Annotated in this window: 7 protein-coding genes and 1 pseudogene; 4 read left to right on the plus strand and 4 right to left on the minus strand. The window is 73.5% G+C overall.

The window, feature by feature from the left end; translation table 11 throughout:
- Window positions 1-80, minus strand: a pseudogene (locus MTQ10_RS18055) (IS5/IS1182 family transposase); the annotation flags it as partial.
- Between the two features lie 62 nt (window positions 81-142).
- On the opposite strand from MTQ10_RS18055, the gene MTQ10_RS18060 reads away from it, so the two are divergent.
- A complete protein-coding gene (locus MTQ10_RS18060; protein ID WP_247469336.1) occupies window positions 143-1,603 on the plus strand; it encodes an FAD-binding protein in 1,461 nt (486 codons plus the stop codon).
- Window positions 1,604-1,686: 83 nt separating this feature from the next.
- On the opposite strand, the gene MTQ10_RS18065 is transcribed toward MTQ10_RS18060, so the two are convergent.
- From MTQ10_RS18065 to MTQ10_RS18075, 3 genes are all read right to left on the minus strand, one after another.
- Window positions 1,687-3,228 (minus strand): alpha/beta hydrolase, encoded by a 1,542-nt coding sequence (locus tag MTQ10_RS18065; protein WP_247469337.1) that lies wholly within the window; start codon window positions 3,226-3,228, stop codon window positions 1,687-1,689.
- 153 nt (window positions 3,229-3,381) lie between these two features.
- The gene (locus MTQ10_RS18070; RefSeq protein WP_247469339.1) at window positions 3,382-4,929 is read right to left on the minus strand and encodes an alpha/beta hydrolase; all 1,548 of its coding nucleotides are present in this window, start codon (window positions 4,927-4,929) and stop codon (window positions 3,382-3,384) included.
- A gap of 130 nt (window positions 4,930-5,059) precedes the next feature.
- Window positions 5,060-7,795, minus strand: coding sequence for a lysylphosphatidylglycerol synthase transmembrane domain-containing protein (locus tag MTQ10_RS18075; RefSeq protein ID WP_247469341.1), 2,736 nt, complete (start codon window positions 7,793-7,795; stop codon window positions 5,060-5,062).
- Between the two features lie 185 nt (window positions 7,796-7,980).
- On the opposite strand from MTQ10_RS18075, the gene MTQ10_RS18080 reads away from it, so the two are divergent.
- The 3 genes from MTQ10_RS18080 to MTQ10_RS18090 all read left to right on the plus strand — a co-directional run.
- Entirely contained in the window at window positions 7,981-8,409 is a 429-nt protein-coding gene (locus tag MTQ10_RS18080; protein WP_374117629.1) for an MGMT family protein, read from the plus strand.
- Window positions 8,410-8,708: 299 nt separating this feature from the next.
- Window positions 8,709-12,383, plus strand: a complete 3,675-nt coding sequence (locus tag MTQ10_RS18085) for a UvrD-helicase domain-containing protein (RefSeq protein ID WP_247469347.1) — start codon at window positions 8,709-8,711, stop codon at window positions 12,381-12,383.
- A gap of 137 nt (window positions 12,384-12,520) precedes the next feature.
- Window positions 12,521-15,321, plus strand: a 2,801-nt coding sequence (locus MTQ10_RS18090) for an ATP-dependent helicase (RefSeq protein WP_247469346.1), incomplete at its 3' end; no start/stop codon positions are given.

The following is a 15,321-nucleotide window of genomic DNA, read 5'->3' on the forward strand; positions in this document are numbered from 1 at the left end:
AGCTTGTTGAACTGCCGCGGGCTCAGCCCGGTGAACGGACCTATCCAGGAGGGCTCCGACGCCGTGATCACACCAGCCACAGCAAAATCATCTCACCTCTGACCAGCAGTTACGGGACAACCTCTAGGGGGGAGTGGTTCGTATGCCTGGCACACCTTCCAGACGTACCGTCCTGCGGGGCCTGGCGGTCACCGGAGCCGCCGTGATCGGGTTCGACCCCGCCACCCGCAGCTGGGCCGCCGAAGGCACAGGTGCCGGACTCGCCAAGGTGCCGCGACTGGACGGCACACTGTTCACCGATGCCGCCTCGCTCGCCGCCGCGGCCGAGGACTACGGGCACCTCGTGCACCGGCGCCCCAGGGCCGTACTGCGGCCGGGGTCCGTCCGGGACGTCGTCGCCATGATCCGGTTCTGCAACGAGCACTGTCTGCCGGTCGCGCCCCGCGGCGAGGGACACCAGACCCACGGTCAGGCGCAGGTACAGGGCGGCCTCGTCATCGAGACCGGCACGCTCGCCGCGATCGGCCCGGTCAAGCCGCACCAGGCCACCGTCACCGTCGGGGCCGGTGCCAAGTGGAGCGACGTGGCCAGGGCGACCCTCGTCCACGGACTCACGCCGCCCGTCTTCACCGACTACATCGAACTGTCCGTCGGCGGCACCCTCTCCGTCGGCGGCATCGGCGGACAGGGCCACCGCCACGGCGTCCAGGTCGACAACGTCACCGAGCTGAAGGTGGTGACCGGCTCGGGCGAGCTGGTGCGCTGCTCGCCGACCCGGCAGCCCGACCTCTTCCACGCGGTCCTCGCCGGCCTCGGCCAGTGCGGCGTCATCGTCGAGGCCACTCTGCGCCTGGTACGTGCCCCGCGTACGGTCCGCCACTACACCCTGACCTACGACGACCTGGAGACGTTCGTCGAGGACGAGTGCCGCCTCCTCGAGGACGACCGCTTCGCCTACGTCGGCGGGCAGATCTCCGCCGACTCCGGCGGCGCCTTCCGCGTCCACACCCTGGAAGCCGTCGCCTACGGCCCGCCGGTCGGCCCCGCCCCGAACGACCGGGCTCTGCTGCGCGGGCTGCGGCACACTCACGCCGAGACGGCCGACCTGTCGTACTTCGACTTCCTGAACCGGCTGGCCCCGCTGATCGCCTCCCTGAAGGCGGGCGGTTTCTGGACCTGGGTCCACCCCTGGCTGAACCTGATCCTGCCGAGCGACGCCGCAGTCGCCATCAGCGCGCCCGTCCTCGCCGAACTCACCCCGGCCGAACTCGGCCCCGGTGTGATCCAGTTGTACCCGCTGCGCCGTGAGCGCCTCACCGCGCCGCTGTTCCGGGCGCCCGACGACCCGATGCCGTTCCTGTTCGACGTCCTGCCGGCGGTCGCACCCGACGACACCGCCACGATCGAGCGCCGCCTGGTCGCGAACCGCGCCGCCTACGAGGCCGCCGTCGCGGTCGGCGGCACCCAGTACCCCGTCGGCAGCATCCCGTTCGACCGCCGCGACTGGCGCACCCACTTCGGTGACGCCTGGCCGCAACTGGTCCGCGCCAAGCGGCGGTACGACCCGCGCGGTCTGCTGACCCCGGGCCAGGGCATCTTCTGACGGGCCCGCAGCCGCCGGCCCGCAGCGGCCCGTGGTCCGGCCGGCTCCCGGCAGCACGTGTGCCGGGAGCCGGGCCGGGACCGTCAGGAGCAGACCTTGCCGTCCTGCGGCACCTCGCCCTTCAGCAGATAGGCGTCCACCGTGGAGTCCACGCAGTCGCTGCCGCTGCCGTAGGCCCCGTGCCCCTCGCCCTTCCAGGTGAGCAGCACACCGACACCCTTGCCCAGCTCGTCCGCCATCCTGCGGGCACCCTCGTACGGCGTGGCCGGGTCGCCGGTGTTGCCGACCACCAGCACCGGTGCCGCGCCCGGCGCGCTGACCTCCGGCGTCTCGAACTGGCCCGGCACCGGCCAGTCGTGGCACCAGCCGGCCGAGTCCCAGCCGAGGAACGGCCCGAAGACCGGCGAGATCTTCTCGAACTCGGGCAGCCGTCGCTTGGTCTCCTCCGGCGTCGGCCGCTCCTTGTCGTCCAGGCACGATATGAGCCGCTGGGAGTGGGACGCCGTGCCGTAGTGCCCGGAGTCGTCCCGGTCGTTGTAGCCGTCGGCGAGGGCCAGCAGTTCCGTGCCGTCGCCGTCCCGTGCCGCGTCCAGCGCGCTCGTCAGCGTCGGCCAGCTGTCCTGGCTGTACAGGGGCAGGACGATGCCGGTGAGGGCGAGCGTCTCCGTCAGCTTGCGGCCGGAGGCCGTCTCCAGCGGCTCGGCGTCCAGCCGCTTCAGCAGGGCCGCGATCTCGCGGGTGCCCTCCTTCGGGTCCTGGCCGGTGGACTTCAGGTAGTCCTCCAGCGCGCGCTGGAAACCGCGGGCCTGGTTCTCGGCGTGGCCGACCGTGTCCGCGCTGGGGTCGACTACCGCGTCCAGCACCAGCCGGCCCACGTTCTTCGGGAACAGGTGGGCGTAGACACCGCCGAGTTCGGTGCCGTACGAGATGCCGAAGTAGTGCGTCTTCGCATCGCCGAGGACCTGCCGCATCAGGTCCATGTCGCGGGCGGTGTCCGTCGTGGACACATGCTTCATCAGCTCGCCCGCGGCCTTCTGGCAGTCCTTGCCGAAGTCGGTGGCGTCGTTCAGATACGCCGCCTCCTCGGCCGGGGTGTCGGGGGTGGCGTCGATGGTCTCCGCCGCCTGGATCTCCCGGTCGGGACGGCAGCGCACGCCCTCGCTGCCGCCGACGCCGCGCGGGTCCCAGCTGACCAGGTCGTACCGCTCGTGCAGGGACGACACCAGCGGTGCGTACGCCGGCATGGTGTCCACGCCGGAGCCGCCGGGGCCGCCGAAGTTGAACAGCAGCGAACCGATGCGGTCGTCGCCGGTGGCCTTCGAGCGGATCAGGGACAGCTCGATCGTCTTCCCGCCCGGGTCGGACCAGTCCAGGGGCGCCTTGAGCGTGGCGCACTGCCACTCGCTGCCCGGGGCGGGAGAGCCGTCGGTGGCCCTGCACCGCCCCCAGTCGAGCTTCTGCGAGGTCAGCGACGCGGGCAGGGACGACGAGGCCCCCGACGGCGTGGCGGCCCTTGGGCCCTCGGCGCCCTTCTTGCCGTCGTCGGACGACGATCCCCCCGTGCATCCCGCGACCAGCAGTGCCGCGGCGGTGCCGAGCACCGCCCACCGAGCCACACGCGCCATGTGCCTTCTCCCCCCTCGTGAGCCGTCCGCTTCGGGCACCGGACGGCGGTGAGGCCATGGTATGCCGATCACGATCCCGCCCGTCGAGGCCTGTGGATAACCCTCTGACCTGCGCATTCATCGGTGCGGTCGGGCCGGTCCGGGGGAGCGGCGTCAGGAGCAGACGGTCCCGGCGGGCGGAACCTTCCCATCCAGCAGGTAGCCGTTCACCGCGCTCTGCACGCACTTGTTCTTGCTGTCGTACGCGCCGTGCCCCTGCCCCTTGTACGTCAGCTCCACCCCGACGCCCTTGCCGAGCGCCTCCACCATCCGGTGCGCCCCCTCGTACGGGGTGGCCGGGTCGCCGGTGTTGCCCACGACCAGGATCGGCGCGGCGCCCGGGGCGCTCACATCGGGGTGGTCGGCGGCGCCGGGGACGGCCCAGGCCGTGCAGCTGATCATGCCCCAGGCGAGGAAGTCGCCGAACAGCGGGGACGCGGCCCGGAACTCGGGCAGCTTCCGCTCGACGTACGCGGCGTCGTAGCGGGGCTTGTCGTCGGCGCAGTTGATGGCGATGTTGGCGGCGCTGATGTTGCTGTACTCGCCGTTCTCGTTGCGGCCGTTCATGGAGTCCGCCAGGGACATGAGGATCCTGCCGTCGCCGTCGTAGGCGTCCTGCAGTCCCTCGGTGAGGTACGGCCAGAAGTCCTTCGAGTACAGGGCCTGCGCGATGCCGCTGGTCGCGGCGGTCTGGGTCAGCTGACGGGGGAGGATGCCAGGGATGGGCTTGCGGTCGAGGTCCTCCAGCAGCTGGGCGATGCGGTCCTTGACGTCCTGCGGCGAGTCCCCGACGGGGCACAGCTCCTCCTGGGACGTGCAGTCCTCGGCATAGTTGTCGAGCGCCAGCTGGAAGCCCTTCGCCTGGCCGAGGGAACCCTGCTCCGGGTCCTGCGTGGGGTCGACGACCGCGTCGAACACGGCACGGCCCACCCTCTTCGGGAACAGGTGGGCGTACACCCCGCCGAGTTCGGTGCCGTAGGAGATGCCGAAGTAGTACAGCTTGTCGTCGCCGAGGACCTGCCGCATCAGGTCCAGGTCGCGGGCGGCGTCCGTGGTGCGCACATGCGGCAGGATCCGCTCGGAGTTCTTCTCGCAGGCCTCGTTGAACTGCCGGGTGTTCTTCAGCAGAGCGGTGCGTTCGGCGGCGTCGTCCGGGGTGGCGTCCTGCTGGAAGTAGGCGTCGAGCTGTTGGTCGTCCTCGCACTCGACGGGTGCGCTGCGGCCCACGCCGCGCGGATCGAAGCTGACCAGGTCGTAGCGGGTGCGCAGGGTCTCGTAGTCCTCGCCGAACGCGGGCAGCGTGGTGACGCCGGAGCCGCCGGGGCCGCCGAAGTTGAAGATGAGCGAGCCGATACGGCGGCTCTTGTCCCCGCTGGTCTTCGCCCTGATCAGCGCGAGATCGATCGTGTCGCCCTTCGGGTCGTCCCAGTCCAGCGGCGCCTTCATGGTGGCGCACTGCCACCGCGCGCCGTCCGGCAGTGGGGAGGGCGCGGAGCCTCCGCCTTCCGCCGCCGAGGGCGCCGGGCAGTCCTTCCAGCTCAGCTCCTGGGCCGTCAGATCCTCGTCCGCCTTGGCGTCGTCGCCGCATCCCGCCAGGACGGACGACAGCAGGACGGCGGAGACGGTGAGGGCAGCGGCGCGCAGCCGGGAGGGGTTGGGCATGCCTCCATCGTGCGCCCGCGCCCGCCCGTGCGCGCGGGACACGGGCCGTCCGGGGTACGACACCGCAGGTCCGCACGGGGGCACGCGCCTGTGGAGGGGGACAGGGCGCGGCACCGCGTGCGCCGGGCCGCTACAGGGCGCCCTTGCGGGTCAGATGGTTGAAGGCGAGCCAGCCAGGCAGCACGGGCAGCCACAGCGTCAGCAGCCGGAACAGCAGCACGGCCGGCGCGGCGACCTCCTTGGGCAGCCCCACGGCGATCAGACCGACGGTGAGGGTCGCCTCGACGGCTCCCACACCGCCCGGGGTCGGCGCGGCCGAGCCGAGCGCGTTGCCCGCGAGGAAGACAACGGCGACGCTGGCGATGCTGATCGACTGGGACGGGTCGCCGAAGGCGCGGATGGAGGCGTCCAGGCACATCACGAAGCAGGCCGTGAGCAGCAGCATGCCGCCGATGCCGGTCACCAGCTTCTGCGGCCTCTGGAGCACGTCCAGCATGCGCGGGACGACACCGGCGAACAGTGAGCGCACGCGCGTGACGACGAATTTCCGCAGGAACGGCACCGAGGTGACCACCAGCACGAGCACCGCCACCGTCAGCAGGCCGGCGATGACCGTGCGGGACGGCGACAGCGACGGTGTCTTCTCGGTGCCGGTGAGGTAGCCGAAGGACAGCAGCATCAGGATGTGACAGCCCAGCCCGAACAGCTGCGAGGCACCGACGCTGGCCACGGCGAGCCCCGGCCGCACACCGGCGCGCTGCAGGAAGCGCGTGTTCAGGGCGACGCCGCCGACCGCGGCGGGCGCCACGATCTTCACGAACGACCCGGCGACCTGGGCGGCGACCGTCCGCGGGAACGGCACCCGCTCCGGCACGAACCCCAGCAGGCTCATCGCGGCGGCGACATAGCTCAGAGCGGAGAACAGCACCGCCGCCGCCACCCAGCCCCACTCCGCGTTGGAGATGAGCGGGCCGAACTCGATGTGGGTGAGCTGCGTCAGCAGGAAGTACGCGCCGATCGCGCCGGCGATGAAACTGATCAGCGTGCGGGGCCGCACCCGCTCCAGACGGGCCGGTTCGACGGGCGCCTGGGGCCGGATCCGCAGCACCTCGTGGCGGATCTGCGTCAGCGGATCCTCCTCGCGCGCCTCTTCCAGCGCCTCGTCCAGAGCCCGCTTCTCGGCCCGCGCCTCCGCCCGTTCGGCCTTCTTGCCGGCCTTCTCCGGTACGGGCTCCGCGTCGTCGCCCGCCGCCTCGGCGCGGGCCAGCTTCGCCTGCCGTGAGGCCTCCAGGACCGCCTCCCGCTCCCGTTGGGCGCGCTCCCGGGCCAGCCGGCGCAGCGTCGCGCGCGTGGTGCGGGTCAGCGCGATCGGCTGGAGCATCGGCAGACAGTCGGCGACGGCATCGGGACCGAGCACGCCGACCGCCGAGGCGACCGCGCGCTCGGCGCCCACCCGCAGCGCGAGCGTGGTGACCAGCTGCGCGATGTCCATGCGCAGCAGCAGGTCACCGGCGGCGATCTCACCGCCGCGCAGGTCCGTGAGGATCACCTTGCCGGAACGATCCACCAGAATCGCGTCACCGGCCAGCCTGCGGTGCGCGATGCGCCGCGACTGGAGCGCTCGCACCTGTTCCCAGGTGCTGCGCAGCAGCTCGTCGGTGATCTCCTCGTCCGGCAGGGAGTCCAGGGTGCGTCCGCCGGTGTGCTCGTACACCAGCATCACGGCGTCCGGGCCGAGCTCGGAGGTGGCGATCAGCTTCGGCGCGTTGGCGCCCGCGGCGATCGCCGCGTAGGCGAGCAGCGCCTCCTGCTCCAGGGCCTGGCGCAGGGACTGCAGGCTGCGCCGGGTGGCGAAGCCGCGCAGGGTGAGGTTGCGCCACGCCCGGTAGAAGAAGCCCTGCGCCTGCTGCTCGCGGTCGACGACGGTGACGTCGAGCGGCGGGCCGTCCTCCAGGGTGACGAAGTAGCGCCGCCCGCGGTCGGGGGTCTCGGCCTCGGCGGTGTCCTCGCGGGCCGCGCTGACCGGGCGGAAGCCGACCGTCCGCAGGCCCGCCATGAGGGTCCGGCCGGTGGGGCGCACGTTGGGGGAGCCGACCGCGTAGAGGGTGCCGTACGCCACCGACCAGCCGATCAGCACCGTCAGGATGATCGAGAACGGTGTGGTGTAGCCGGTGACCAGCATGGAGAAGGCGTCGAGCAGCAGCACGATCCACAGCACCGCCCGCCAGCGCGGTCTGCGGGACATGCCGACGGCGGTCATGTACGCGATCACCGGGGCGAGATAGCCGTGCACCGGGTCGGTCAGGGCGTGGATGTCGCCGGGGGATGGCTGGGTCAGCGCCTCCTGGATCGAGTCGGGGGCGGCCTTGGCCACCCATAGGTCGGTGGCGAGTGTCACACCGTGGGCGAGGACGGCGGCGAGCACACCGTCGGCGATGCGCAGCCCGTCCCGCTTGATCAGCCGTTCGATCGCGAACGCAACCGGTACCAGCAGGATCGCGATGCTCGACGCCAGACCGGCGATCTTGATGAGGAGGTCGGGTGCCTGGCCGGTGCCCTTGTTGATGTCCTGTTCGAGGCCGGACGTCGTGCCGTGCGCGAAGGCGGCGAGCCCCAGCAGGACGGCGATGGCCAGCAGGCCCACCAGCAGCCGCATCAGGTCGGACGGGCGGTGCACGCGCGCGGGGAGCAGCGGTTCGTCGCCCTCCACCTCGTCGATGTGCGTCACGTCGGCCTTCGCGGTGTCGTCGCGGCCCTCGTCACCGGGGGTGCCCCGGCCGGATCCGCGCCGCCCGCCGGTGCCCGGGCGCGACGCAGCGCCAGAGGTGCCCTCCGCGTCTGTGGGGTGCACACCCTGCTGCTTCATCGTCTCTTCTTGATCTCGTATCACCGGTCACCGCCCGCACGATGGTGGCATGTCGCACCGACACACAGGGGCATCAGGGTGCAAACGCGGGGGCGGACAGTCTGCCGGACGCACCCCTCGTAACGGGAGTCACGCACCGTAACGGAATCGTCGCGGTGTCGGTGGGGTGGTGCAGGATGGGGCGAATGAGCGAGCAGAGCCTTCCGGACGACGCCCGCGCCGAGCACGCCGACGCCCGCGCCGAGCACGCCGACGCCCGCGCCGAGCACGCCGACGCGCTGCCGGAGTACGCCGAGCGGGTGCTGGAGGTCGCCGAGAGCATTCCGCCCGGGCGGGTCCTGACGTACGGGGACGTCGCCGAGTGGCTGGGGGAGGGCGGTCCGCGGCAGGTCGGCCGGGTGATGGCGCTGTACGGCGGTGCCGTGCCGTGGTGGCGTGTGGTCCGCGCGGACGGGGTGCTGCTGCCCGGACACGAACTGCGCGCGCTCGGCCACTACCGCGAGGAGGGCACCCCCTTGAAGGAGGCCGGCCGGACCACCGAGGGGCATCTGCCGCGCCTCGACATGCGGCGGGCTCGGTGGGACGGCGGCGGGCACGCGCAGGGTCACACCTGACAGCTTCCGGCATCGTCCGCATCCCTGTGCGACAGGTGATCCGGACGGGGGAATCGGGGCACGTGTGCGCGATGACGTACGTTCGTGAGGCGAGGGGCAGTCGTGGCACCAGCGCCGGAAGGGAAGAAGGGGAAGCCCTGCTTCCGCCTCGGCCCGCGGCGTAGCGTCTGCCGCGCACACCCCTCTCATCCCGCCGCCACCCCCGGACACGCGCGGCGGCGACCCCACCCGTACACCCACCAGGACCGGCGAACCACGTGAGCTCCTCTTCCTCCACCAGGCGCCTGCCGCACCCCCGGATGCGGCAGGGGAACCGTGGCGCTTACCGACTGGTCCGTACCCCGCCTGCCCGCGTGCATCCCCCTCGTCTGGACGCCGCCCAGCGCACCGTGGTTGACCACACCACCGGCCCGCTGCTGGTCCTGGCCGGCCCCGGCACCGGCAAGACGACCACCCTCGTCGAGTCCGTGGCCGCCCGCATCGCCCGCGGCGGCGACCCCGCGCGGATCCTCGTCCTGACCTTCAGCCGCAAGGCCGCCGTGGAACTGCGCGACCGCATGGCCCTGCGCATGGGAGCCTCCCGCGCCCCCCAGGCGACCACCTTCCACTCGTTCTGCTACGCCCTGGTCCGCGCCCACCAGGACAGCACCCTGTTCGCCGAGCCGCTGCGGCTGCTGTCCGGCCCCGAACAGGACGTCACCGTCCGCGAGCTGCTCGCCGGCGAGATCGACCTGGAACGGCTCGGCCTCGCGCACGTGCGCTGGCCCGACGAGCTGCGCGCCTGCCTGACCACCCGCGGCTTCGCCGACGAGGTGCGCGCCGTCCTCGCCCGCAGCCGCGAACTGGGCCTCGCCCCGGACGCCCTGGCCGCCTTCGCCCGCCGTATCGGACGGCCCGACTGGGGCGCCGCCGCGGCGTTCCTCGCCGAGTACCTCGACGTCCTCGACCTCCAGGGCGTCCTCGACTACGCCGAACTGGTCCACCGCGCGGTCCTGCTCACCGCCCGACCCGAGGCCGCCGCCCGGCTCGCCGGACAGTACGACGCCGTGTACGTCGACGAGTACCAGGACACCGACCCCGCCCAGGTCCGGCTGCTGCGCGCCCTGGCCGGCGACGGCCGCACCCTCGTCGCCTTCGGCGACCCCGACCAGTCGATCTACGCGTTCCGCGGCGCCGACGTCAACGGCATCCTGGACTTCCCGCAGACCTTCCCGCGCGCGGACGGCCGGCCCGCGCCCGTCGAGGTGCTGCGGGTCTCCCGGCGCTCCTCGGCCGCCCTGCTGGCCGCCACCCGGCTCGTCACCCAGCGCATGCCGCTGACCCGCCTCCCCGCCGACAAGGTCCGCGCCCACCGCGACCTCACCCCCGTCCGCGAGGGGGGACGCGTCGAGGTGTACACGTACCCGACACCCGGCACCGAGCTGGACAACATCGCCGACATCCTCCGCAGGGCGCACCTGGAGGACGGCGTGCCCTGGAGCGACATGGCCGTCCTGGTGCGGGCCGGCTCCCGCACGATCCCCACGGTCCGCCGAGCCCTCACCGCCGCCGGCGTCCCCCTCGACATCGACGGCGACGACCTGCCCCTGCGGCACGAACCCGCCGTCGCGCCCCTGCTGACGGCACTGCGCGCGGTCGCCACCGCGGAGGCGGGGGAGCGGTCCGGCGACGGTGCCACCGAGGGCGCCGCCGTGGCCGGTGGCCCGCGGGGTGACGTACCCGGCGGTGCCGGCGCGCAGGGCGCCGTACCCGACGGCGACGACGGCCTGCCGGTCGCCGTGCCCGGCGGCGACGGGCTGCGGAGCGCCGTGCCCGAAGGCGACGGCCCGGGGATCGGCGTACCCGAAGGCGACGGCTCGCGACCCGCTGTAGCCGAAGGCGTCGGCCCGGGGATCGGCGTACCCGAAGGCGACGGCTCGCGACCCGCTGTAGCCGAAGGCGTCGGCCCGGGGATCGGCGTACCCGACGGCGACGGCCCGGGGATCGGCGTGCCCGAAGGCGACGGCCCGCGGCCCGCTGTACCCGAAGGCGACGGCCCGCGACCCGCCGTACCCCACGACGGCACCCCCCGTGACGCCTCCGCCCCCGCCGCCGGGGACTGCTGGCTGGACACGGAGACCGCCCTCACCCTCCTCGCGTCCCCCCTGGGCGGGATGGACGCCGCCGATCTGCGGCGCCTCGGACGGGCGCTGCGCGACGAGGAGCGGGCCGCCGGCAACCCGCTCCCGCCTCCCTCGGACGAACTCCTGGCCCGCGCGCTGGCCGAACCGGAGCGCCTCGCGGTGCACGACCCGGCGTACGCGCGCGGGGCGCAACGCCTCGGCGCGCTGCTGCGCAAGGCCCGTGAGCGTCTCGCGGGCGGCGGCACCGCCGAGGAGGCGCTGTGGGACCTGTGGGAGGGCACGCCCTGGCCCGCGCGTCTGGAGCGGGCGGCACGGCGCGGCGGCGCGGCGGGCCGCAACGCCGACCGGGACCTGGACGCGGTGTGCGCACTGTTCGCGACGGCCGCGCGCGCGGAGGAGCGCACCGGAGGGCGCGGCGCCCTCAACTTCCTCGCCGAGATCGAGGCCGAGGACATCGCCGCCGACACGCTCACCCGGCGCGCGGTACGCCCCGACGCGGTCCGCCTGATGACCGCGCACCGCTCCAAGGGCCTGGAGTGGCGGCTGGTCGTCGTCGCGGGCGTCCAGGAAGGCCTCTGGCCCGACCTGCGTCGCCGCGGCTCCCTGCTGGAGGCCGACCGCATCGGGCGCGACGGCCTCGCCCAGCCGCTCACCCCCGGCGCGCTCCTCGCCGAGGAACGCCGCCTGTTCTACGTCGCCGCCACACGCGCGCGTGAACGGCTCGTCGTCACCGCGGTGAAGGCCCCCGCCGACGACGGCGACCAGCCCTCCCGCTTCCTCACCGAACTGGGCGTCGAACCCAGGGACGTCACCGGCCGCCCGCGCCGCCCCCTGTCCGTCGCGGCGCTCGTCGCCGAGCTGCGCGCCACCACCGTCGACCCCCGCGCCTCCGCCGGGCTCCGGGAAGCCGCGGCCCGCCGACTCGCCCGGCTCGCCGCGCTCACCGACGAGGACGGCCGCCCCCTCGTGCCGTCCGCGCACCCCTACCGCTGGTGGGGCATGTGGGACCCGACCGAGTCCAAGGTGCCGCTGCGCGACCGTGACCAGCCCGTCGTGCTGTCCGGCAGCGCCCTCGACCAGCTCGCCAACACCTGCGCCCTGCAGTGGTTCCTCGGCCGCGAGGTCAAGGCCGACACCCCCGCGACCGCCGCGCAGGGCTTCGGCAACGTCGTCCACGTCCTCGCCGACGAGGTCGCCTCGGGTCACACCCCCGCCGATCTCGACGTGCTGATGGAACGCCTGGACTCCGTGTGGAACGCGCTCGCCTTCGACGCGCCGTGGAAGTCCGAGCAGGAGAAGCAGAACGCGCGCGTGGCGCTGGAACGCTTCCTGCGGTGGCATGTCATGGACCGCGCCGGCCGCACCCCCGTCGCCAGCGAACACGACTTCGACGTCACCCTGGAGGCCGGCGACTACGCCGTACGCATCCGCGGCCAGATGGACCGCGTCGAAGCCGACCGCGACGGCCGCGCCTACGTCGTCGACTTCAAGACCGGCAAACAGGCCCCCAGCGCCGCCGACGTGGCCCGCCACCCGCAGCTCGCCGTCTACCAGCTCGCCGTGCGCGAAGGCGCCGTCGACGCCGCCTTCGACGGGACGCGCCCCGAGCCGGGCGGCGCCGAACTCGTCCACCTGCGGCAGGGTGCCGCCAAGCGCGACGGCGGCGACAGCCTGCCGAAGATCCAGACCCAGCAGCCCCTGGAAGGGGAGTGGGTCGGCGAACTGCTCGCCACGGCCGCGGGCAAGGTCCTCGACGAGCGGTTCACCCCCAGCGCCGGCCAGCACTGCACCCACTGCGCGTTCCGCGCCTCGTGCAGCGCCCGCCCCGAGGGACGGCACGTCGTCGAGTGACCGGCCCCCGCAGCCGCCGCCCCGACAGCCACAGGGCGCCTGTGACGCACCGCACCACCCCCGCTGACCTGCGAGTCTTCCCTACCGCCCGGTGATGTGGGCCGGCGCTGTCAGTGGCCGCCGCTAGCCTCTCCGATGTGCCCGCCCGCATCACCGACCCCGAGCAGCTCAAAGAGCTGCTCGGCATCCCGTTCACCCCGGAGCAGACGGCCTGCATCACCGCGCCTCCCGCCCCGCAGGTGATCGTGGCCGGAGCCGGCTCCGGCAAGACCACCGTGATGGCTGCACGCGTGGTGTGGCTGGTCGGCACCGGCCAGGTCGCCCCCGAACAGGTCCTCGGCCTGACCTTCACCAACAAGGCCGCCGGAGAGCTCGCCGACCGCGTCCGCAGGGCACTCGTCAAAGCCGGCGTCACCGACCCCGACGCCATCGACCCGGACGACCCGCCCGGCGAACCCGTCATCTCCACCTACCACGCCTTCGCCGGCCGTCTCCTCACAGACCACGGCCTGCGCATCGGCCTGGAACCCACCGCCCGCCTCCTCGCCGACGCCAGCCGCTACCAGCTCGCCGCCCGCGTCCTGCGCGAAGCCCCCGGCCCCTACCCGGCCCTCACCCGCTCCTTCCCCGACCTCGTCAGCGACCTCCTCGCACTCGACGCCGAACTGTCCGAACACCTCGTACGACCCCAGGCGCTCCGCACACACGACGCCGAGCTGCTGCTGCGACTGCGCACCGCCGAACTCACCAACGCCGACCTGCGCAAAGTCCCCGAGACGGCCGCGGCCCGCCGCGAACTCGCCGACCTGGTGGTGCGCTACCGCGCGGCCAAACGCGAACGCGACCTGCTCGACTTCGGCGACCAGATCGCCCTCGCCGCACAACTCGCACAACTGCCCGAAGTCGGCCGCCTGCTGCGTGACGAGTTCCGCGTCGTCCTCCTCGACGAGTACCAGGACACCTCCGTCGCCCAGCGCATCCTGCTCTCCGGCCTGTTCGGCGGCGGCACCGGCCACCCCGTCACCGCCGTCGGCGACCCCTGCCAGGCCATCTACGGCTGGCGCGGCGCCTCCGTCGCCAACCTCGACGACTTCCCCGAACACTTCCCGCACACCGACGGCCGCCCCGCCGACCGCCGGGCGCTCAGCGAGAACCGCCGCAGCGGCGGCCGGCTCCTCGACCTCGCCAACGGGCTCGCCGCACCGCTGCGCGCCATGCACGCGGGCGTGGAGGCACTCCGCCCCGCCCCCGGCGCCGAACGCGACGGCCTGGTGCGCTGCGCCCTCCTGCCCACGCACGCCGAGGAGATCGGCTGGATCGCCGACTCCATCGCCCACCTCGTGCACACCGGCACGGCACCCGGCGAGATCGCCGTCCTGTGCCGCACCGCAGGCGACTTCGCCGAGATCCAGGGCGCCCTCGTCGCCCGCGACATCCCCGTCGAGGTCGTCGGCCTCTCCGGCCTGCTCCACCTGCCCGAGGTCGCCGACCTCGTCGCCGTCTGCGAAGTCCTCCAGGACCCCGGCGCCAACGCCGCCCTCGTCCGCCTCCTCACCGGCCCCCGCTGGCGCATCGGCCCCCGCGACCTCGCCCTTTTGGGCCGCCGCGCCCGGCTGCTCGTCTCCCACGCGCGCGTGGACGGCGACGACGACCCCGACCGCCGGCTCGCCGCGGCCGTCGAAGGCGTCGACCCGGCCGAGGTGATCTCCCTCGCCGACGCCCTCGACACCTTCCTGGAGACCCCGCTGGACGGCACCGGCGACGACGACGGGCTGCCCTTCTCGCCCGACGCGCGCGTGCGCTTCGCCCGCCTCGCCGCCGAACTCCGCGACCTGCGCCGCTCCCTCGCCGACCCCCTCATGGACGTCCTGCACCGCGTCCTCGCCGTGACCGGCCTGGAGGTGGAACTGTCCGCGTCCCCGCACGCGCTCGCCGCACGCCGCCGCGAGACCCTGTCCAACTTCCTCGACGTCGCCGCCTCCTTCGCCGCGAGCGACAACGAGGCGACCCTGCTGGCCTTCCTCGCGTTCCTGCGCACCGCCGCCCAGTACGAGAAAGGCCTCGACAACGCCCTCCCCGGCGGCGAGAACACCGTCAAGGTCCTCACCGCACACAAGTCCAAGGGCCTGGAATGGGACGTCGTCGCCGTCCCCGGCCTCGTCACCGGCACCTTCCCCAGCAGCCAGGGCCGCGAGAAATGGACCGCGCAGGCCAAGGTCCTGCCGCACGCCCTGCGCGGCGACGCCGACACCCTGCCCGACGTCGACAGCTGGGACGCGCGCGGCCTGAAGGCCTTCCACGAGGCCATGAAGGACCACCAGCACACCGAGGAACTCCGCCTCGGCTACGTCACCTTCACCCGCCCCCGCTCCCTGCTCCTCGGCTCCGGCCACTGGTGGGGGCCCACCCAGAAGAAGCCGCGCGGCCCGTCCGACTTCCTCCTCGCCCTGTACGAGCACTGCGCCGCCGGGCACGGCGAGATCGAGGTCTGGGCCGACGCACCCGAGGAGGGCGAGGAGAACCCCGCCCTGCACCGCGCCACCGCCGACCAGGCCTGGCCCCTGCCGCTGGACGAGGCGGCCCTCGCCCGCCGCCGCGCCGCCGCCGCGACGGTCCCCGCCCCCCTGGACACCCTCCCCGCCCACCCGCCCGCCACCGGCCCCGCCGACACCTACAGCGACCCGGAGTGGCCCCCACCCCCCGAGGACGACGAGCCGCCGTACGACGAGATCCCGCCCTACGAGGACGAGCCCCGCTACGAGGACGAGCCCCCTTACGACGACCGGCTCCCGTACCCGGACGCGGGGCCGCACGAGAGCGAGCCGCTGCCCGACGCCGCTGACCGGCCGTACGACGACGCGCCGTACGACGACGTAGCGCCGTACCCGGACGCATTCCCGCACCCGGACGAGGCCCCGCACCCCACCCCGGACACCCT

Source organism: Streptomyces sp. XM83C (genome assembly GCF_023072675.1).
In the GTDB taxonomy this organism is placed as follows: domain Bacteria; phylum Actinomycetota; class Actinomycetes; order Streptomycetales; family Streptomycetaceae; genus Streptomyces; species Streptomyces thermocoprophilus.